Origin of the sequence: Gordonia sp. N1V, from assembly GCF_029269935.1 — a bacterium.
Taxonomy (GTDB): Bacteria; Actinomycetota; Actinomycetes; order Mycobacteriales; family Mycobacteriaceae; genus Gordonia; species Gordonia polyisoprenivorans.
In genome coordinates, this window is record NZ_JARJDD010000002.1 from 93,913 (window position 1) to 114,006 (window position 20,094).

At 65.5% G+C, this 20,094-nt stretch carries 20 protein-coding genes, 1 tRNA gene and 1 pseudogene; 11 read left to right on the plus strand and 11 right to left on the minus strand.

Going from position 1 to position 20,094, the window contains the following annotated elements; translation table 11 throughout:
- Positions 1-15 precede the first annotated feature (15 nt).
- The 3 genes from P3L18_RS02855 to P3L18_RS02865 all read left to right on the plus strand — a co-directional run bounded on the left by P3L18_RS02855 (position 16) and on the right by P3L18_RS02865 (position 2,083).
- Entirely contained in the window at positions 16-1,119 is a 1,104-nt protein-coding gene (locus P3L18_RS02855) for an ABC transporter substrate-binding protein (protein ID WP_276113183.1), read from the plus strand.
- Between the two features lie 317 nt (positions 1,120-1,436).
- Positions 1,437-1,631: a hypothetical protein gene (locus P3L18_RS02860; protein ID WP_079931205.1), complete on the plus strand. Its 195-nt coding sequence runs from the start codon at positions 1,437-1,439 to the stop codon at positions 1,629-1,631.
- Between the two features lie 11 nt (positions 1,632-1,642).
- Entirely contained in the window at positions 1,643-2,083 is a 441-nt protein-coding gene (locus P3L18_RS02865) for a nitroreductase family deazaflavin-dependent oxidoreductase (protein ID WP_276113184.1), read from the plus strand.
- Position 2,084: 1 nt separating this feature from the next.
- Here the strand turns inward: P3L18_RS02865 and P3L18_RS02870 are convergent, their stop codons facing one another.
- The 4 genes from P3L18_RS02870 to P3L18_RS02885 are packed head-to-tail and all read right to left on the minus strand — an operon-like array spanning position 2,085 to position 7,234.
- Positions 2,085-3,749 carry an ABC transporter ATP-binding protein gene (locus P3L18_RS02870; RefSeq protein ID WP_276113185.1) on the minus strand — a complete coding sequence of 555 codons (1,665 nt, stop codon included), beginning with the start codon at positions 3,747-3,749 and terminating at the stop codon, positions 2,085-2,087.
- Position 3,750: 1 nt separating this feature from the next.
- Entirely contained in the window at positions 3,751-4,680 is a 930-nt protein-coding gene (locus P3L18_RS02875; RefSeq protein ID WP_276113186.1) for an ABC transporter permease, read from the minus strand.
- A complete protein-coding gene (locus P3L18_RS02880) occupies positions 4,680-5,636 on the minus strand; it encodes an ABC transporter permease (protein WP_079931185.1) in 957 nt (318 codons plus the stop codon). Before P3L18_RS02880 ends, P3L18_RS02875 begins: the two co-directional genes overlap by 1 nt.
- Positions 5,636-7,234, minus strand: coding sequence for an ABC transporter substrate-binding protein (locus tag P3L18_RS02885; RefSeq protein WP_276113187.1), 1,599 nt, complete (start codon positions 7,232-7,234; stop codon positions 5,636-5,638). The genes P3L18_RS02880 and P3L18_RS02885 overlap by 1 nt, the downstream gene beginning before the upstream one ends.
- A gap of 216 nt (positions 7,235-7,450) precedes the next feature.
- Between P3L18_RS02885 and P3L18_RS02890 the strand changes: the two genes are divergently transcribed.
- From P3L18_RS02890 to P3L18_RS02905, 4 genes are all read left to right on the plus strand, one after another.
- A complete protein-coding gene (locus tag P3L18_RS02890; RefSeq protein WP_276113188.1) occupies positions 7,451-9,793 on the plus strand; it encodes an arylsulfatase in 2,343 nt (780 codons plus the stop codon).
- A 105-nt stretch (positions 9,794-9,898) separates the two neighbouring features.
- The gene (locus P3L18_RS02895) at positions 9,899-10,882 is read left to right on the plus strand and encodes a TauD/TfdA family dioxygenase (protein ID WP_079931188.1); all 984 of its coding nucleotides are present in this window, start codon (positions 9,899-9,901) and stop codon (positions 10,880-10,882) included.
- 244 nt (positions 10,883-11,126) lie between these two features.
- On the plus strand, positions 11,127-12,674 hold the full coding sequence (locus tag P3L18_RS02900) for a hypothetical protein (RefSeq protein WP_276113189.1): 1,548 nt from the start codon (positions 11,127-11,129) through the stop codon (positions 12,672-12,674).
- A 29-nt stretch (positions 12,675-12,703) separates the two neighbouring features.
- Positions 12,704-13,003: a hypothetical protein gene (locus tag P3L18_RS02905; protein WP_276113190.1), complete on the plus strand. Its 300-nt coding sequence runs from the start codon at positions 12,704-12,706 to the stop codon at positions 13,001-13,003.
- On the opposite strand, the gene P3L18_RS02910 is transcribed toward P3L18_RS02905, so the two are convergent.
- Positions 12,933-13,820 (minus strand): DMT family transporter, encoded by an 888-nt coding sequence (locus P3L18_RS02910; RefSeq protein ID WP_079931206.1) that lies wholly within the window; start codon positions 13,818-13,820, stop codon positions 12,933-12,935. The genes P3L18_RS02905 and P3L18_RS02910 overlap by 71 nt on opposite strands.
- Before the next feature lie 813 nt (positions 13,821-14,633).
- On the opposite strand from P3L18_RS02910, the gene P3L18_RS02915 reads away from it, so the two are divergent.
- The 3 genes and pseudogenes from P3L18_RS02915 (at position 14,634) to P3L18_RS02925 (ending at position 15,623) form a co-directional block, all read left to right on the plus strand.
- Positions 14,634-14,849 (plus strand): hypothetical protein, encoded by a 216-nt coding sequence (locus P3L18_RS02915; protein ID WP_079931191.1) that lies wholly within the window; start codon positions 14,634-14,636, stop codon positions 14,847-14,849.
- Positions 14,850-14,863: 14 nt separating this feature from the next.
- Positions 14,864-14,968, plus strand: a pseudogene (locus P3L18_RS02920) (IS481 family transposase); the annotation flags it as partial.
- 118 nt (positions 14,969-15,086) lie between these two features.
- A complete protein-coding gene (locus P3L18_RS02925) occupies positions 15,087-15,623 on the plus strand; it encodes a Uma2 family endonuclease (protein WP_276113191.1) in 537 nt (178 codons plus the stop codon).
- Between the two features lie 133 nt (positions 15,624-15,756).
- Here the strand turns inward: P3L18_RS02925 and P3L18_RS02930 are convergent, their stop codons facing one another.
- From P3L18_RS02930 to P3L18_RS02960, 6 genes are all read right to left on the minus strand, one after another.
- Positions 15,757-16,020, minus strand: a complete 264-nt coding sequence (locus tag P3L18_RS02930) for a type II toxin-antitoxin system Phd/YefM family antitoxin (RefSeq protein ID WP_346348419.1) — start codon at positions 16,018-16,020, stop codon at positions 15,757-15,759.
- Between the two features lie 626 nt (positions 16,021-16,646).
- Positions 16,647-16,722: transfer RNA gene (locus P3L18_RS02940), tRNA-Thr, on the minus strand.
- A 65-nt stretch (positions 16,723-16,787) separates the two neighbouring features.
- Complete coding sequence (locus tag P3L18_RS02945) at positions 16,788-17,630, minus strand: alpha/beta fold hydrolase (protein WP_276113412.1); 843 nt, start codon at positions 17,628-17,630, stop codon at positions 16,788-16,790.
- A 40-nt stretch (positions 17,631-17,670) separates the two neighbouring features.
- Positions 17,671-18,102 carry a VOC family protein gene (locus P3L18_RS02950; protein ID WP_006372375.1) on the minus strand — a complete coding sequence of 144 codons (432 nt, stop codon included), beginning with the start codon at positions 18,100-18,102 and terminating at the stop codon, positions 17,671-17,673.
- 56 nt (positions 18,103-18,158) lie between these two features.
- Complete coding sequence (locus P3L18_RS02955) at positions 18,159-18,620, minus strand: AraC family transcriptional regulator (protein ID WP_276113192.1); 462 nt, start codon at positions 18,618-18,620, stop codon at positions 18,159-18,161.
- A gap of 23 nt (positions 18,621-18,643) precedes the next feature.
- Positions 18,644-19,228 (minus strand): hypothetical protein, encoded by a 585-nt coding sequence (locus tag P3L18_RS02960; RefSeq protein ID WP_276113193.1) that lies wholly within the window; start codon positions 19,226-19,228, stop codon positions 18,644-18,646.
- A 72-nt stretch (positions 19,229-19,300) separates the two neighbouring features.
- Between P3L18_RS02960 and P3L18_RS02965 the strand changes: the two genes are divergently transcribed.
- The gene (locus tag P3L18_RS02965) at positions 19,301-19,975 is read left to right on the plus strand and encodes a VOC family protein (RefSeq protein ID WP_276113194.1); all 675 of its coding nucleotides are present in this window, start codon (positions 19,301-19,303) and stop codon (positions 19,973-19,975) included.
- Positions 19,976-20,094 lie beyond the last annotated feature (119 nt).

Below are 20,094 nucleotides of genomic sequence, written 5' to 3' on the forward strand. Positions count from 1 at the left end.
AGGGGACACCACACCATGAATCAGCACCACACACCTCAGCGCGGGACCGCCGGTCGTAGCGCCGGATTCGACCGCCGATCCTTTCTTCGTTACACGCTGATGGCGGGTGGGGCAGCGGGTGCGCTCGGCGCCGCCGGTGTGCTGTCGGCCTGTAGCAGCGGCAGCTCGGGCGGCAGCGGCGCGTCGTCGACCAACCCGAAGGTGCAGCTGTCGTGGCAGAAGAACATCGAATTCGCCGGCGAATACTGGGCATTGGAGAAGGGCTACTACCAGAAGGCGGGCGTCGGCACGCCGGAACTACTCACCGGAGGTGGTGCGGGTACCGGGGTGGAGACGGGTCTGACGTCGAACAAGGTGTGGATCGGCATGACCGCCCCACAGCTCACCGCTCCGGTCATCCTGCAGGGGGCGAAGCTGAAAACCGTTGCGGCTACCTTCCAGAAGAATCCATTCTGCATCGTCTCCTCGGCGGCCAAGCCCATCAACACCCCGCAGGAGATGAAGGGTAAGAAGATCGGTGTGCAGGCCTCCAACGAGAACGTCTTCAAGGCGCTGCTCACCGCGAACGGGCTGACCGAATCCGACGTCCAGAAGATCACCGTGCAATACGATCCCACCCCGCTGACCAAGGGTGAGGTCGACGGCTGGGTCGCCTACATCACCAACGAGCCGATCACGTTGGCCGAGCAGGGTTTCGAGAACAAGGCGTTCCTCTTCGCGGACTTCAACCTACCGCTCGTCGCCGAAACCCTCGTCGTGCGCCAGGAGACCATCGACAACGAGCGCGACAAGCTGAAGTCCTTCCTCAAGGCCGACATCCAGGGGTGGTACGACGCCGTCGCCGATCCCGCGGGCTCGGCGAAACTCGCCGTCACCAAGTACGGCAAGGACCTCGGACTCGACGAGGCCGAACAGGTCAAGGAAGCGACCGCCCAGAACACCCTCGTCGTCTCCGACGACACCAAGGCCAACGGGTTGCTCACCATGACCGACGCGTTGATCGCCGAGAACATCGAAGCCCTCGCCAAGGCCGGCTACCAGATCAAGCCCGAGCAGATCTTCGACATGTCCCTCATCAAGGAGGTCTACGAGGAGAACCCGACCCTGAAGCGGGCCTGATTCCCCCGCTCGATCCCGCCCGACACCCGACCATCCCATCCCGATGGTCGAGGTGCGGAGGAGCGATAGCGACGGAGCCTCGAGACCCGTTGCACCGGTGAGTATCCGGTCCAACATGTACCGGAACCATCACCACCGCAACAGGTCTCGAGGCCCAGCCGCCTCCGCATCCACCACGCCGCACCATCAACGACCGCCGACCGGGCGCCATATCCCGTCGACCGGGCGTCACAATCCGCCCACCGGGCGTGCTCCGATACCCTGAAGGTCTGCTCGGTGCACCGCGGCCCGGGCGAACCGTGACGAGGAGTGACGACATGTCCGAGTTCATCAAGAAGATCAAGGACGAGGCCAAGGCGGTCGAGGCCGCGATCGACAACGAACTCACCGTGCTCGAGGGCGTCCCCGGCTATGACCCGCTGGCCAAGGACGAGGACGAGGACGAGGCAGACGACGCCGCCGCCAGCGACGACACCGAGGGCGGCGGGTCGCCGGTCGACGAGCCGAAGTAGGTAGCGCCGTCGTGTCGGTCTCGACCGACCTGTTCGTCACCGCGCTCAAGGCGCATCAGTGGATCTACCAGCACAGTCATGGTCTGATCGGGCACCGTCTGCTGATGGGTAACCCGACCCTGCTGCTGCACATGACCGGACGCAAGAGCGGGCAGCCACGGACGACGGCGTTGACCTATGCGCGTGACGACGAGACCTATCTCGTCGTCGCCTCCAACGGCGGGTCACCGCGCCCGCCCGCATGGCTGGCCAACCTGAAGGCCATCCCGGACGTCGAGATCCAGGTCGGCCGTCGTCATGTTCCGGTCACCGCCCGCGCCACCTATCCGGACGACCCCGACTACGCCCGACGCTGGGCCCTCGTCGACGACGTCAACAAGGGCCGCTACGCGCAGTATCAGAGCAAGACCACGCGTCCCATCGCGATTGTCGAGCTGACCCCGCGGGTGTGACTCAGGCCGGGGCGTCGGCCCGTTTCGTGGCTCGCTGTTTCACCGGGTCGGGATAGGGCACGGCGTCGAGCAATCGTCGTGTGTACTGTCGGCTCGGTTCGGTGAGGACTGTCCGGGCCGGCCCCTCCTCGACGAGCCGGCCGTCGCGGAGCACTGCCACCCGGTCGGCAACCTGCTCGACGACGGCCAGGTCGTGGCTGATGAACAGCGCCGCGAATCCCAGATCCCGCTGCAATTCGGCGAACAGATCCAGTACCCGCGCCTGCACGGAGACGTCGAGTGCGCTGGTCGGCTCGTCGGCGATCAGCAGGAGCGGACGCAGGGCCAAGGCCCGCGCCAATGCGACGCGCTGGCGCTGTCCGCCCGACAGTTCGTGTGGCAACCGATGCGCGAAGGACCGCGGCAGTTGTACCGCGTCGAGCAATTCCTCGACACGCCGTGACTGCTCGGTCCGATCACCGATCCGCGCGATGTCGAGAGGTTCCCGGATCGATTCGGCCACCGCGAATCTCGGGTCCAGCGATGCGGTCGGATCCTGCGGGACAAAAGCGATGCTGCGGCGTAGTCGGCGCAGCAGCGCCGGACTGATCGCGCCGATGTCGTGTCCGTCGACGACGACCCGGCCCGAGCGCGGCGCGATCAGACCGCCGATGGCGCGCCCGAGTGTGGTCTTTCCCGACCCGGATTCTCCGACCAGCCCCAATACTTCACCGCGCCCGATCGTCAGGGACACGTCGTCGAGAGCGATGTGCGGGGCCCGTCCGAGGTGGCCGCGGTGGGCGACGGTGAGGTGGTCGACGGATGCAGCCGGAGTCGAATCCGGGGTGTTCGCAGGGGGATCGACCGACGACCGCACTGCAGTGGGTAGCCGCGGTACCGCGGCGAGTAGGTGACGGGTGTAGGGCTGGGTCGGGTTCGCGAAAATATCGAAGACGCTGCCTCGCTCGACGACCTCCCCGAACTGCACCACGACCACCCTGTCGGCGATATCGGCGACCACACCGAGATTGTGTGTGATCAAGAGGATTCCGGCGTTGATGCGATCACGCAGTCGCAGAAGGAGATCGAGGATCTCGCGCTGCACCGACACGTCGAGAGCCGTGGTCGGTTCATCGGCGAGCAACAGCGCAGGATCGTTGGCCAATGCGAGTGCGATCACGACCCGCTGCTTCTGTCCCCCCGACAACTGGTGCGGATAGTCGTCGACCCGACGCTCGGGCTCGGGGATCTCCACCAGCGTCAGCAGTTCGACGGCACGCCGCCGCGCGTCGCGACGTGAGATGGCCTGGTGGGCCCGCAACGCCTGTCGTAGCTGCCATCCCACGGTCTGGACCGGGTTGAGCGCGGTCTGCGGCTCCTGGAAGATCATCGCCACACGCGATCCGCGAATGATGTTGAGTACCTTGTCGTCTTGGTTCAAGACCTCGATGCCGTCGACCTTCACCGACCCGGTGGCGTGCGCGGTTTCGGGCAACAGTCCGATCGCCGCCCGTGCCGTCATCGTCTTGCCGGAGCCGGATTCACCGACGAGCGCGACGATCTCGCCGCGGCTGACCCGCAGACTGATGTCGGAGACGGCGGGACGGGGATAGTCGAAGGTGATGCGCAGTGAGGTGACCTCGAGTGCGGGCGCGGCGTCACCTTCGGGGTGTTGCGATGTGGTCATGTCAGTGCCTCCGGCTGTGCGAGATCGACTGGGAGATCATGCTGAAGCCCAGGACGAGGGCCGAGATGACGATGAGCGGACCCGCGGAAAACCACGGGTTGGTCTCCAGATATCCGTTGCCCGCGGCGAGGATCGCACCCAGCGATGGCGTGGGCGGGGTGACCCCGATGCCGAGGAAGCTCAGCGCACCCTCGACGAAGACCGCCAGTGAGAGCGACAACGCGAACTGTACGCCAAGGGATTCGACCGAATTGGGCAACACGTGTCGACGCAGCACGTAGGTGTTGCTCGCCCCGCTGACGCGCGCGGCCTCGACATAGGGCAGCTCTCGCACACGTAGGACCGATGTGCGTGTCAATCGTCCGAAGATCGGGATCTCGGCGAGCACGATCACGATTGCGACGGTGATGGCGCCCGGCGAGAGAACCGCGGTCAACGCGATGCCGAGCACCAGCGCCGGAAACGCGAGGATGACGTCGAAGACCCGTTGGGCGACAACGTCACTGATCGGATGGGACACGGTGAGCAACCCGATGGCGGTGCCCAGGGCGGCGCCGATAGGGACGGCGATGAAGATGATCAGGAGATCGACGCGGATGCCGTAGAGGACCCGGGTCACCACGTCCCGGTTGAGATCGTCGGTGCCGAGCCAGTGTTCGGCACTCGGCGGAAGCAGGTAGGCGCCGTCGATCTGTTGATCGGGGCCGTAGGAGGTGAGCAGTGGGGCGGCGAGCCCGAGGACGATCACGACACCGACGAGAATTGTGCCGACAAGACCCGGGCCACTGATCAGGGCGCGCCACAATGGTGTTCGGGTGGAACGGAACTCGCGGTCGGCCGGGGTTTCGGGGATCAGTCCGGGACCGACGTCGAGTGTGGTGTCGGTGGTCTCGGCGTCGGCCGTGGCCGCCCGGGTCTGTGAAGGGGGCATCACTGTCCTGCCAATCGGATTCGGGGATCGAGCCAGGCGTGCAGGATGTCGGCGAGTAGTTGGATCACCACAAACACGGCAACCGAGAGCAGCACCAGCACTTGCACGAGGGGATAGTCGCGGGCGAAGATGCCCTGTTCGGTGAGCAGTCCGAGACCGGGCCATCCGAAGATGGCCTCCACCAGGATCGCGCCGCCGAGCAACCCGCCGGTCACCAGTCCGAGTGCGGTCAACGCCGGCGGCAGCGCGTTGCGCAGAGCGCTTCGGATCACGATCTCCCGCTGGGGAACTCCGAGGGCGCGAGCGGTCGTTGCGTAGGGCGCTCGGAGTTCGGTCCGCAACGCCTCGGTGAGAAAACGTGCCAGCACCGCCCCGGCGGGTAGCCCCAGGGTGAGTGCGGGCAGGAGCAGATACTGGGCGGTGATCGACGGGTCGGCCCAGAGTCCGTCCGGTGGTGTGCCACCTGCGGGCAGTATCCGCCAACGGACTCCGAACACCAGGATCAGCGCCGTTCCGACGACGAAGGTGGGCACTGCGATCGCGGCGGCGTTGATGCCGGTCAGCACCCAGTTGAGGTAACGATTGTCATAGATGGTGGCGGCCAGGCCGAGGGCCAGCGCGATGATCACCGCGATCACCAGGGCCGTCACCGTCAGCACGACGGTGTGCAGCAGCCCGAAGCCGATGAGGGAGCCGATATCACCGCCGACCTGGTAGCTCTGCCCCAGATTCAGCGTCACCAGTGCCCCCAGCCAGGTCACGTACTGGCTGACGAAGCCACGGTCCAGACCGAGATCGTGGCGGATCGCCGCGAGTTGCTCGGGACCGGCGTCCGGCCCGGCGAGCGCCGACTCGGGCCCGCCGGGGATCAGACGCAGGATCGAGAAGATGAGCAGCGATGCGATCAGCAGGACGGCGATCGCGGTCGGTATGCGTCGCGCGAGGTAGGTAACCATCAGTCATCGGCTCCTTGGTGGGCGAGGTAGGTGTTGACGAAGTGGAACTGTCCGCGCCGGTCCCAGTCGACATTGCCGACCGACGGCGCCAGGGCCGCCTTGGTGAACACGATGCCGATCTCCACGAGGAACAGATCGCGCAGCCACACGTCGTCGAGTTGCCGGTACGCGCCGAGCGCTGCGGGGGAGGCTGGGTCCGGGGTGGTCCACGCGGCATTCGCGGCGGCGGCATACGCGGGATCGACGAAGTTCGACGAGTTCTTGGCGGCATTGAACGGGTAGGCCGACACCGCCAGCGTGGAGGGGGTGAACTGCGCGAAGCCGTGTTGCAACAACCACAGGCCGGTGAACTTGCCGCCGATCAGCTTGGCCGCCTGCTGGGTTTGGTCGTTGGGCGACAACACGACCGGGACGCCGATGTCGGCGAGATTGGACTGCACGATCTGTGCGACGACACGGTCGACGCCCTGGGTCGAGTAGTCCAACGGTATCGGCTCGGCGATGGGGCCGTGTGCGGCAACGAGTTGCCGAGCCTTCGCCAGGTCACGCGTGTAGGTCTGATTGGCCTGTGCGAAGTAGGCGGGCGACCACTTCGGCCACGGAAGATTCACCACGTAGCCACTGCCGCGGAACACGTCGTTGATGATGCGTGGTCGATCGATGGCGTAGGCGATGGCCTGGCGCAACCGTACGTCCGACAACGCCGGGTTGGTGACGTTGATGCCCACGTATTCCTGCGATTCACCGCCGGTGAAGGTGACCTCGCGGAAGCCGTATCGGCTGGTCGCCAGTTGCTGGTCGTGGTAGTTGAGGTCCTGGGTGGCGTCGATCTGACCGGTACGCATTCGCGTGTAGAGCGCCTGCTGGTCGGGGATGACGGTGAAGGTGATGGCGTCGAGATTGGCTGGACCACCCCAATAGTGCTCGTTGCGGACCAGTCGCACCGACGAGTTCGGCTGCCAGGACGAGAACGTGAACGGGCCGGTTCCGTTGAAGACCTTGCCTGCCTTGAGTTCCGGCAGGGTGTTCACGTCGATGATCGGAGCCGAGTCCAGCAGGTCGAAGACATTGCTCAGCGGGTGGGCGAAGCTCAGCACCACGCGGTGCGGATCGGTGGTGTCGAATCCGGTGATCGCCGCCGCCGTCCGCTTGAACTGTGGGGTCCATGGGCCGCTCAGATACGCCTTGATGGAGGATTCGACATCCGCGGACACGAAGGGCCGGCCATCGTGGTAGCGCACGTCGGGACGCAGGTCGAGGGCCAGCGATCGGCCGTCGGCGGCGAGCTGCCAGTGGGTGGCCAGGGCGGGCTCGACGGTGAGATCGTCACGGGAGTATCGGATCAAAGTGTCGAAGACGTTGGCGACGACCTGGCCGTTGAGCGCGCCGGTGCCGATCTGCAGGAAAGTCTTCGGTGACAGGTCGGTGAGCACGCCGACTCGCAGATCACCACCGCGCGGCGCGGCCTGCCCCGGCGCCAGCGAAGTTGCCGATGAATTCTGCTGCTGGGCAACGGCGGAACTACATCCGGCGAGAATCCCGACGAGTGCGATGCTCAGAAAAGCCAGTGCGGCCGAACGTAATCGGGATGCGGGCATGGCGGGTGATGGTCCTTCGTGGGGATGGGAATGGCTGGTCGGGTCCCGACCACTGTCTCGGCAAACGCCGACGAATTCCAAGTCCACGGCGAGTTTCTCGGTTGGCTCGTGCAAAGGGTTGACACTGCTCGACGTTGTCTGGAAGGTGAGTGCGCAAACGTCAGCCCGGACCGCCGTCGGCCTGTTCTTGGTGCGGTCCCAGTCATGGAGGTTGTTGTGCCACAACCGCAATCCCGAGTACCCGATCACGCGCGGGGTTACGAGAACTTCGGTGGGGTGATCGACCGGACGTCGTCGGCGTCGCAACCCTGGTGGCCGTCGCAGCCGACTGCGCCGCAGGGTGCCCCGAATATCGTGGTGGTGCTCATCGACGACATGGGCTACTCCGACATCTCGCCGTTCGGCGCCGAGATCGACACCCCCCACGTCGCGGCACTTGCCGAGCGCGGGGTGCGCCTGTCGAACTACCACACCACCCCGGTGTGCTCCCCGGCGCGGGCTGCGCTGCTCACCGGACTCAACCCGCATCGCGCCGGCTACGGCAGTGTGGCGAACTCCGATCCGGGTTTCCCCGGCCTGCGACTCGAACTCGCCGACGATGTGTTGTCTCTGCCGGAGATATTGCGAGACAATGGATATGCGACCTACGCCGTCGGAAAATGGCACCTGGTTCGGGACGCGAACATGGGTCCTGGGCGATCGCGGGATTCTTGGCCGGTCCAGCGGGGTTTCGACTCGTACTACGGTTCCCTGGAGGGATTGAACTCGTTCTTCTACCCGAATCAACTGCTCGCCGACAATTCCGTCGTCGACGTCGATGAGTATCCCGATGACTACTACGTCACCGATGACCTCACCGATCGGGCGATCTCGCAGATTACCTCATTGCGCGCGCATGACGCCGACAAACCCTTTTTCCTCTATTTCGCCCACATCGCCATGCACGGACCTCACCAGGTCAAGGAGACCGATCTCGAGAAGTACCGCGGCCGTTACTCCCAAGGATGGGATGCCATCCGGCTCAACCGCTTCGAGCGTCAGATCAAGTCGGGCCTGTTCGATCCGGACACCCCGATCGCGCCACGCAACACCGAACCCGGGTACGACGCGCCGCCGTGGGATGACCTGAGTGAGGACGAGAAGCGTCGTTTCGCCCGCTATCAGGAGGTGTACGCGGCGATGGTCGACTCCGTCGACCAGAGCGTCGGTCGCATCGTGGACACGCTGACCGAACTCGGGGAGCTCGACAACACCATCATCGTGTTCACCTCCGACAACGGCGGTACGGCCGAAGGCGGACCGACCGGAACACGCTCGTACTTCAGCCAATTCGTCCACGGCCCGGTGCCACCGGACTGGGAGCGCGACGTTCCTCATGACGAGGAGTTGATCGGCTCTGCCGCGCTCGGTGTGCACTATCCGCGAGGCTGGGGGCAGGCGTCGAACACCCCGTTCCGCTTTTACAAGGGACAGACCTTCGCCGGTGGCGTGCGGGTTCCGTTCGTGCTCTCTTGGCCGAAGGGGTTGACGCGCAGTGCCGACGACAACGGCGTGCGCCGTCAGTACTCTTACGTCACCGACATCGTCCCGACCCTTCTCGACCTCGCCGGTCTGACGGCGCCGACCCATCGTCACGGCAGGCCCGCGCAGGAACGCGACGGCGTCAGCATCGCCGACGTGCTGCGCGATCCGACTGCGGAGTCGGCGCACACCGAGCAGTACGCCGAATTCGGCGGTCACCGAGGTTTTTACCGAGACGGTTGGAAACTGGTGTCGCTGCATCGTGACCCGGCCGATGTCGACAACCCGACCTGGGAACTCTACGACGTCAACACCGATCCGGCCGAGACCGACGACCTCGCGGCGCGCCATCCCGAACTCGTCGCCGAACTGGCGGCCGCCTGGGATGACGCTGCATGGCGCAATACGGTCTTCCCGCTGTACGATTCGGCCGCCGATCAGGTCCGGCGGCGTCCCGACGAGGAGCGTTTTACCGATCCGGTGCGCATTCTCGCGGGCACGCCACCACTGGAGCGCTATCGATCGAGCAAGCTGATCGCCTATCGCGACTTCGACATCGAGGTCGAACTCGCCGGATGGACCGACCTCGACGAGGGCGTACTCGTCGCCCACGGGGATCAGCAAGGCGGATACCTGCTCTACGTCGAGGCCGGTTCAGCGCATTTCGTGTTCAACAGTTACGGGCGCATCTCCCGGGTCAGTGCCCCGATCCCGGCCGGAACCGGCGGGTTGGCGCTGCGCGCGGTCGCCACCCCGCAGGTCCGCTGGGACTTCACCCTCGAGGCGTCGGTCGACGGGTCGTCCGAGGTGATCGCCAAGCTGGACAATCAGTTTCAGCTCATCGGCATGGCGCCGTGGACGGGGATCTCGGTGGGAGCCGACGCTCGTGGTCCGGTGGATGCGCAACTGCGTTCCCGGCGCGGGGTCTTCCGGTTCGGGCCGGCTCTGCGGGCGGTGACCTATCGGCCCGGAGCGGTCCGGGTCCCGGCCGCGGTCCGCAAAGAGATCGAGGAGAGCGCCGAGTACCACGCGGATTGAGCGGCCCTCCCGTGGGTCGGTGGGGTTCGAATCAGCATGAGTCAGACCATGCGCGGCCGCCGCGGCTGCGCGGACAGTGAGAGTAACGAATGAAAGGGAACAGCAATGACGTTGACTCAGATCGATAGTCGGAGTGACCATCAGGCCGCCGCCGACCAGCTCTACCGGGACGCCGGCATCACTGTCACCAAGCTGGGGGAGCACATCGGCGCCAAGATCGACGGTGTGCGCCTCGGTGGGGACGTGTCGACCGAGCAGGTCGAGGCCATCCGCACCGCTCTCGCCGTGAACAAGGTGGTGGCGTTCTCGGGGCAGGAGCATCTCGACGATGCGAGTCAGTACGCGTTCGCCTCGCTGCTCGGTGAGCCGACCGCGCCGCATCCGACGGTCACCTCACGTGGCGATCAGTTGCTGACGATCGAGGGAGCCGCCAACAGCTGGCACTCCGATGTGACCTTCGTCGACCGCATCCCCAAGGCGTCGCTGCTGCGCCCGATCGTGCTGCCGAGCTATGGCGGTGCGACCACATGGGCCTCGACGGTCGCCGCCTATGAGCAGTTGCCCACTCCGTTGCGGTCGCTCGTCGAGGATCTCTGGGCCACTCACTCCAACCTCTACGACTACGTCAGCCAGAAGGAGCCGTCGGGCGGCATCGACGTCGCCCAAAAGCGGGAGCACTACGCCGAGTTCACCAGCACCGAGTACGAAACCCTGCATCCCGTGGTCCGGGTGCACCCCGAAACCGGCGAACGCAGTCTTCTCCTGGGACATTTCGCCAAGGAGTTCCGTGGACTCAAGGCCTCGGAGTTCGCTAACCTCTATCACCTGCTGCAGGACCGGATCACGAAGCTGGAGAACACCTTCCGGTGGAACTGGAGCTACGGTGACCTCGTCATCTGGGACAACCGTGCCACCCAGCACTACGGCATCTCCGACTTCGGTGACCAGAAACGTCAATTGCATCGGATCACACTCGCCGGTGACGTACCCGTCGACATCCACGGCCAGAGCAGTCGGATTCTCAAGGGCGACGCCTCGCACTACTCGTCGGTGGAGCAGTCGCGGCGGCTGGGGGTCTTTGCCGCCTGACGGCCGATCGCCTGAGAATCAACTGAGAGAAAACTGAATCATCTGTGGTCGGGTCCCCTGGGGGATCCGACCACAGCTGGCTTTCGCCTGCGGTTTTCGTTCTGTCACCCGGCCGGACGAACCTGAGAGGAATTTTGCTATTTGACACTTGCGGGTGGTTTGTCTGGATTAGTGTCGCCGGTGCACGACGGGGAAGTCGGGGGGCTCCTTCTCCAACCGCACACCGGATTGAAGGAGCCGATCCATGGGAAGACACAGCCTCGTACGCGAACCCGCCACCCGCCGTGTGGCTTTGGGTGCCACCGCCCTTGCGGCGTCGGCCACCCTGACAGCCGGTCTGGCCTTCGGTGACGGCCAGGCACAGGCCTCGATTCCGCAGGTGACCAGCGGCCTGGCGAGCATCCACGACTGGTCGACAGCGACCCTGGATGAGGTGATCGCGGCGTTGGGGATCGAGTCGACGAGCGCTCTTGGTGGGGTCTCCCTGGACCCAGCCGGCGAGATCCGGGATGCGATTGAAGCATTGCTGAACAGCAATATCCTGACCGAGGGACTCACTGAGCAGTTCCTCGAGTGGTACGACTCCAGAGTGGGCAACTCGACCACGATTGCAATAGGCCCGGGTCTGGCAGCGGGAGCAGCGCTCGGTGGTAGTAACAGTACGTTCGCCCTGGCGGTGCTCGGGATAGCGGTGGCTACGGCAGGTGTGCACGATCTCGAGAACTACCTGCCTGACTTTATCTACGATCTCCTTGAGGAACTGAATCTGGCTGACTCTGTTGAGAGCCTTTTGCCTCAAGACGTGATTCTCTGCTTCGGCGGCCTCGCAGTGGCCAACTCCTCAACCGCAGGGTCATGTGCGAACATCGCAGCGACGGTGGACCTTCGGTACGACAAGCCTGACGGTCGCGTAGAGCTCGCTCTGACCAACCCGGCCTCGCTGCTCACCCTCCTGTCTGACAGCTCGCGGCTGGGTCAGGTCGTGGTCGACGCTCTGACCGGCAATCCGATTTACCTCGCCGACGATTTTCTGCGTCTGACGCTGAACGGTTCTGGCGCCAACCTCGCCTTGACCAGCGACTACGGATACACCGGCCCGATACAGATTTCCTGGCTGGGTTCGTCGCTCGTGTTGTTCCCTGGAACGTTCAAAGCACACGGCACCAACGGCCCCGACTACGTCAACTACCTGAGCCTGCCCACCCTGACGCTCGGCACCCCGACGTCTCTGCAGCAGATCATCCCGACCTTCGACGTCTCGTCGTTCAACTTCTTCGATCTGTTCACCATCCCGGCGTTCAACACCGGCAACCTGATCTCTGCGTCGCCGACGAGCGCGACGGTCCCGGTGTCGGCGTTGCGGTCGGTGCAGCCCGAGCTGATGAGCGTGTCGGCCGGCGACTCTCCGACCACCGACGCGTCCACCGCGAATACCGCGACAAGCGATGCCGGGGATGGTGGGCAGACCGCAGGGACGCCCACCTCGACCATCCCGGCGGCCGCTCCCGCGGCCGGCGATTCCACTCGTGCCACCGGCTCGACGGATACGGATCAGACTGCACCGCAACAAGATACGCCGATACCCGCACCCGTCGTGACGACCCCGGCCGGGCAGGCCGACGCCGGTGATCAGGCCGGCGGTGCCACGGGTGATCAGGGTGCCGCGAACACGGCACCGATCACCGACGACTCGTCCTCGTCGACGCCGTCGAGCTCACCGGCGGTAGGGTCCGCGACGACCGGTGGCACCGGTGCCTCCACTGTGAGCGATCAGCAGCAGCCCGCAGCCTGATCGCCCATGCGGTGCCTTACGATCGCCGCATGACCAACGCGGGGGATCTTCGAAGAATCGTCGAGGCGGCGCTGCTGTTATTTGTCGCGGTGACGATCATCGATCTGACGTTCACCCATCAGGCCTTCTGGGAGTCGGTGAAGGACGGTCTGGTCTTCGCCGTCATCGCGATGGTCGTGTACGTGGTGTGGGACTTGGCGAGTTCGGCGTTCCGTGCGCGGCGACGCGCACGGCCGTACCGACAGTCGATAGGGGCGCTCACTGGGCCGGCCGGTACTCGACCGCTGACGGTGCGGCCTCGGGCGGAGCCGAGAGCCGACCCAGCATGATCGTCGACAGCAGCATCACGCCGAGGGCGACGAAGATCGCGATGTCGCCCGCGTTTCCGACGCGGAGGGCCTCGTCATAGATGGTCAGCCCCAATGACATTGCGATGATCGGTTTGAGGACGGTGACCGCGGGCAGGCTGGTCTGGACGTCGCCGGCCTGATAGCTGGACTGCTGCCACAGGGTGCCGAGCGTCGCGGCGACCGCCATCGCCCAGAACTCCCAACTTGCGAGTCCGTCGAGTAGCCCGTCGCGGAATGCGGCGATCCCGGTCTTGGTGAGCGGTGCCGAGAGGCCGAGGAGAACGCCGGCGCCAATGGCCAGTGTGAGTGATCGCCACGTGCCGTGTGGCAGTCGTGAGCCGCCGACCACGCAGACGATCACGACGGGGATCATCACTGCGAGCGGAATGATCCAGTCGCTGAACGGTGGATCATCGATGCCCTCGGTGGGTTGCCCGAGCAGCATGAACACCACCAGTGATGCGGTCAACAGTGCAGCCCACGTCCATTCGCGCGGGGTGAGCATCCGACGTTCGGAGTAGGCGCCCATCGGCAGGGCGAACAGTAACGCGGTGACCAGCAACGGCTGCACCAGCATCAGGCTGCCGACCGCCAAGGCCCAGGCCTGGACGACGAATCCGAGGATGTCGGCGGCGATACCCGCCAGCCACGTCTTGCGTCGGAAGAGTGCGACGAAGAAACCGGCACCGACGGCGCCGTCGTCGGGCAGCCCTCGGGTGCCGGCGGCCTGGAGCACCGATGCGATCGCGAACAGCAGTGCCGCGGCGAGCGACAGGATTATCGCGACGATGTCCACGCACACTCCGTGGTCGGCGTAACCGGCGATTCGACGTGTCGCATGAGCCGAAGCGTAGTGCACCGCGCCCGGATTCGGGCGAGACCCGGCGTGCGATCGGACCACGACCCCGCCCGGTACACATGGCCCCGCCGAACACAAGGGCGACGACCGGATCGGTCACGTCCGTGTCCTGCTCGCCCATCAGGGCGGTGCCCGCCAACTCCGTGGGGGAGTGGTCGGAGCCGTGTCGGAAACAGTGTGTCGTGAGCGACCCGGTCGTCGCGCGTCATGTTTGGTTGATGTGTTCGTCTCGGACCTTGTTCGATAACCACCTCCTTTGTCGGACAACGGTTGTCGTGGTGTGCGGTCGGCGCGGAGGGTCACGTTGATGTGGTGACGGCCGGTCGGGCCTGCGCCCATCGCCAAGACCGGCGAGTTCGTGACTTGCTTCGCCTGAACGCGACCGGACGACGCGCTGTGCTGCGTGCACCGACCGGTCGAGCCGACGTGGACGAGGGAGTTCACAGACCTCGATTCCGTACCGCACCAACCACGTCCGATCCGCTGCAGACCAGGCGATGCTCTCGTCGAGAATTGGACGGCAAAAGCCTGCGGCCGGACGGGCGTTGGTCGCAGTCCGGATGCTCTCGCCCGCGTCGAAGTCGGTCGAGAGTTGCTCTCCTACAACAGTTGTCATCGTTCACCTCCGGCGGCAAAGGATGCTGTCGACACCAAAATAGCACCACGGACCGAATAGTGCTAGCGATCTTCGCCAACGAATGCTAGAAGATATGGCGAACATCGTCACGACGAGAAGGTAAGGAGGACACCATGACTGACAGATGTCGGGTTCATCGCGGAACGGCTGGGGCGGCCATCGCCATGGACATGTCCACCTTCCCGCCCCCGCCGCCCTGGCGGCCGGACGACCGACCCCTGGCATCCCAGAGTGGCGACGAAGGTCCGCTGTGGCCGATCCTCATCGTGCTCGCCGCGTTGATCGTCCTGTTGGCGGTCGACGTGGCGACTCGGCACTGGTGGAGTTGACGCAACGTCGGTCCCGGCACAGCCCGACCAAGCCCTACACGCTTCGCATGAACGGGAAGGTGGAGCGATTCAATGGCGCATTGGCCCGGGAATCGGCCTACGTCCGCGAGCCCGCCTCGGAAGCGCTCGACGGGATAACGGCGATGGATCGCTTGCGCGACGCGCCGGCGAAGCGGCACAAGGAGAGCTTGTGGTGAGGGGCCTCGGAGAGCCGCTGCCGTGCCTAGAATCGTGGGTATGACCGCTGCCGCGTATCCCCAGCTGATGTCGCTGGAGCAGTGGCGTGCGTTGCCGGAGGCGCCCGAGCAGCGGGTCGAGCTTCAGGAAGGCCTGGCGATCGTGTCTCCCCGTCCCACCCCCGCACATTCCCGCGCGGCGTCTCGGTTGTGGCAGCAGTTGGCCGCGCAGCTTCCGGACGGCTTCGAGGCGTTGCAAGAGGTCGAGGTGGTCATCGACGCGGCCACGCCGGCAACGGTGCGGATTCCTGATGTGATTGTCCGGCGCACCGATGCCGATGACTCGATGATTACCGCTGACCAGGTGGTGTTGGCCGTTGAGGTCGTCTCGCCGGGCTCGCGGCGCACCGATCACGTGATGAAGCGCAGTGAATACGCCGACGCCGGCATTGCTCACTACTGGATCGTCGACCTTGATTCCCCGGCCACCATCACCGTCTTCACGCTGGGCCCCAATGGGTATGTCGGTGACCAGCACAGCGGCGAGGTGACGGTGGAATCACCGTTCCCGGTGGCGGTCGCTCTCGACACCACGTAACCCCGGCGCTGAGAGGGGTCCCGGTATGCGCGGGCCGCTGCGAGGGACACCGGCACAACCACCAACGGCCCTGATCGCGCTTCCTGGTCATGCATGCGGTTTTGTACTGCCTGCAGGAGTACTCCCAATCGTGTTAAGGGGAACGTTTCCCTGCCTCCAAACGATAAGGGGCACACTCCACAAAAGTCGGTCCAGTGCCTCGGAAGAGGACAGTCGGCTCGTCGCGGGATTCGTACACGGCCAGCCGATCTCGGAGGTCTTCGATCTCCTCAAGCAGGCCGTCGTAGCGTTCCGGCGACAGCACGATCGCGGCCGGCTTGCCGTGGTTCGAGATCACCGTTGGCTCATCTTCGGCGTCTCGGATCAGCTCGGACAGCTTGGCCTTCGCCTCGCGGATGGAATAGCTCGTCGGGTGTAGACCTCCCTTCGGTGGCCGATACGAACGACCACGATGACGAGTTCGCCGTCGTCAATGGTGTAGACGTGGTAGTTGCCGACGCGGATGCAGTAGCTGTCGGTGGTCCCGACAGCTTGGCCACGCCGTGCGGACGCGGATTGTCGGGCAGCGACTTGATCGAGTCGCTGATGAGCTTCTGCTCGACGCGAGGGAGCTTGCCCAGCGACTTTGCCGCGCTGGTCGTGGTCCTCAGCTCGTATCCGCTCATGATCGTAGTCCACCAATGTGGACCACATTGGGGAAGCGATTGTGGACCACATTCGTGGACCATCCAACGGCTCCCAGTCATCGCCCAGGACCGCGGCGAGACGGCCCCGGAGGTCGACTGCCTCGGCTCGTTTGCCGAAGGGTTACTCCGTTGACCTCGACGGCCAGCGCCATCAGCTCGGGGTCCGGTGGCACCCACGCCGGATTGGTGGCCATCGCGTTCGCCTGGCGCCGGCGCATGAGCACGCGGACGCTCTCGGTAGCGGCTCGCAAAAGATCCCGGTCGGGCACGGTTCCGGGTGGGTAAAGTGTGGGTCAGTGCCGATCGGGGGGAGCCGAATCGGTAAACCCTCTGGTTGTGGAGCCGCCCAGGGGAATCGAACCCCTGACCTATTCATTACGAGTGAATTGCTCTACCGACTGAGCTAGGGCGGCGTGCTGCGCTAGGCAGCGCTGACGAGTGTAGCGAGTCGCGGGCGCCGAACAAAAACCGCCTCGGATCAGGCGGGAAAGTCCGCGCCGCACGGCACGGGCACCGGACGCCGCGGATCGAGGGCGCCCTGCACCAGGGCGCCGACGGTCGGGGAGTAGATCATCCCCAGATGCCCGACCACCGAGTGCGGACATACCGACTCGACGACGATGTTCGTGACATTGGGCGCCGGGTCCATCAGTGCGTTGGCCAGCGGAAACACCACCTCGTCGTGGGTGCTGGCGAGGTTGACGTAGCGGATTCCCGGGTGCAGGGGCCCGTTGTCGCCCTGGCCGGCCGGCGGCGGGGCGGTCCGGGGCGCCCATGGAGAGTTCGAATACCCGCGGTTGGGCGCCGACACGTCGACGATCGTCGCGATCTGATCGGCCTTGCCGGGCACCTGGGTGACCAGTTGCGCGATCGCCCCACCTTGCGAGTGCCCGACGAGGTCGACCTTCGTCGCGCCGGTCCGTGCGCGCACCGCGTCGATGAACGACGTCACCTCGCGCGTCGACTCGGACTTGTCGGCCAGCGCCCCGATGTTCGCGCTCCACGGCGTCTGTCCGTAGGTCAGACTGAACACGCAGAAACCGGCGTTGGCCAGCGTCGGAGCGAGATAGGCCCACGCCGAGAGCTGGTTCGACGCGGTGCCGTGCAGCAGGATCACCGGATCTCGGCCGTGGCGGTCGGTGCAGTGGTCGAGGTTGGCGCCCGGGGGTGAGGTGGTCGCCGGACGTAGATAGCCCGCGGCCTGTGCGGCGATGACGTCGGTGGTCACCGGAAACGGGGCGGCCGATGCCGCGGTGGCGCCGAGGACGCCCCCGCCCACTGCCGCCAGAAGTGCCGCCGCCGCGACGATCAGGGTCCGCATCCGCGCCCGATGACGTGTGGTCATCGTGTGAGTATGACGCCTACGACGCCGCGAATTGCTCGGAAATCTGGGTCAACCGCACGCTGTTGCCCGACGGATCACGGAAGCCCGCATCGATGCCGTACGGCCGCGACTCCGGTGCCTCGGTGAATTCGACGCCGCGTGCCGACAGATCCTCGTAGGCGGCCTGGCAGTTGTCGGTGGTGAGGAAGATGGTGCCGGCGAAGCCCTTGGCGGTGAGATCGGCGATCTCGGTCTGCGTGGTGCCGTCGATCATCGGCGGACCAGGGATGGCCATCAGGACGATCGACACGTCGTCCTGTCCGGGCGGGCCGACGGTCAGCCACCGGAAGCCGCCCATCTCGGGCATCGTCACGTCCTGGCGGACCTCGAGGCCGACCTTGCCGGTCCAGAAGTCGAGTGCGGCGTCCTGGTCGTGCACCCAGAGCTGGGCGCTGGCGATGCGAATCATGATGTGAGCCTTCCTGGTTGGTGCTCGTCGAGAGATGGTTCTCGAGTGATCTCAGCCTAGGAGTCGGCGTCGGGCGGGGTCTTCTTCCCCTGTGCTGTGTTCGGATCGACCGTGCGGGAGGTGGGCGCCGGCCGGGTGAACACGCGCAGGACACATGCCGGCACATGGGCTTGATCGCCCGCGGGCGGGAACGACGCGCGATAGGCGGTCGGGGTCTTGCCGTAGGCGCGGGCGAAGCTCGTCGTGAACGAACCGACACTGCGGAGCCCGACGGCGATGCAGATGTCGGTGACACTGCGATCGGTGTTGCGCAGCATCGACGCCGCGCGTTCGAGTCGTCGGGTCTGCAGATAGGCGTGCGGGGTCTCGCCGTAGGCCGAGGTGAATGCGCGGGAGAAGTGTGCGCGTGAGAGTCGGGCGGCGGCTGCCATGTCGTCGACGGTCAGCGGCTCGGCGAATCGCGCGTCGACGAGTTCCTTGGCACGCAGGAGGTAGCGGGCCGGCGGCGGCGAGGGCATGGATCCGATTATGGGCTCGACACCTACTCGCTGGGGGACTCGCGACGAAGGAATTCCTCACCCCGCGGTGACAACTCGTAGCCGACCTCGAGGCTGTGGGTGAGTCCGAGCTTCTTGAGTTTGCGCACGTCGAGCTTGAAATCCGGCTGCGGACGGCCCACCTCGGCGGCCAGTTCGGTGGACACGACTCCCGGTCGACGGGCGATGAGCGTCAGCACTTCTCGCGTCCACGGGCCGTGCGGTGCGCGGGAATCGAGCCGATCCAGGCGTGTGCGCAGATCGGCGAGATCGGCCGCGGATAGCGCGGCATCGTTGCGCAAGGCGATCCGTGGGTCGGGACCGGCGTGCCGCAAGCCGATGCGGAAGACGGGATCATCGGTGCGGCGCAAGGCCTTACGTGCCTGTTCGGCGGTGTCGAAACCGGCGCGGTGTGCGTCGGCGTCGGAGATCTCGGAATCGGTGACCTGCTCGACCGACGTGATCTCGATGAGTTCACCCTGACTGACGAAACGCGAACCGGGATGCAGACGCGGCGCCGACCACCGACGGAAGGCCAGGTCGACCTCTCCCTCGACGATCCGTGGCATCAGCCGGGCCGGGATCAGCATGAGAGCAGCGTAATCCCGGCGAAGCCCGAAACGACGGTGTTCGTCAACGGTGATCGGCCGTATGGTCGGGTAATGAGCGACAACCCCTACACCCTACCGACCGCCGCCGAGGTCACCGCCGCTGTCGCCGACCCGTGGCGGGTCATCGCCAACGCCCTGCAGGTCGCTTACCGGACCCGGAATATGGTGACCGGCGGGCGATTCGTCGCCCGCATCATCGACGCCGCCGAGGAGGCCAACCACCATCCGGACATCGATCTGCGATACGGATCGGTGCACCTGGCCCTCAACACGCACAGCGAACATCGGATGACCGATGCCGATGTCGCGTTGGCGAACCGGATTGCCGACATGGCCCGCGAGATGGATCTCGAACCGTTCGCCGTGCCGCCCGCACGTTTCGACCTCGCGATCGACGCGCTGGACATCACCGCGATCCGCTCGTTCTGGAAGACGGTCCTCGGCTACAACGACGACCCCGATGACACGCTCGACCTCGTCGACCTCACCGGGATTCTTCCCCCGGTCTGGTTTCAGCAGATGGATTCGCGACGGCCGCAACGCAGTCGGATGCACGTCGATCTGTGGCTGCCGCACGATCAGGTGCAGGAACGGATGGCCGCGGCCATCGACGCCGGCGGACACCTGGTCACCGACGCCCACGCTCCGTCGTTCTGGGTGCTCGCCGACGCCGAGGGCAACGAGATCTGCCTGTGCACGTGGCAGGACCGCGAAAAATCCGACTGACCGGCCGGCGTTCGCCGTCGAATCCCGTTCGGTCGCCTGTTTTCAGTCATTTGCCGAGTAGCTCGTGACCCGCGACCTGGGGTTTTGGGCCGAGGCTACTTTCGGAATGACTGAAAACA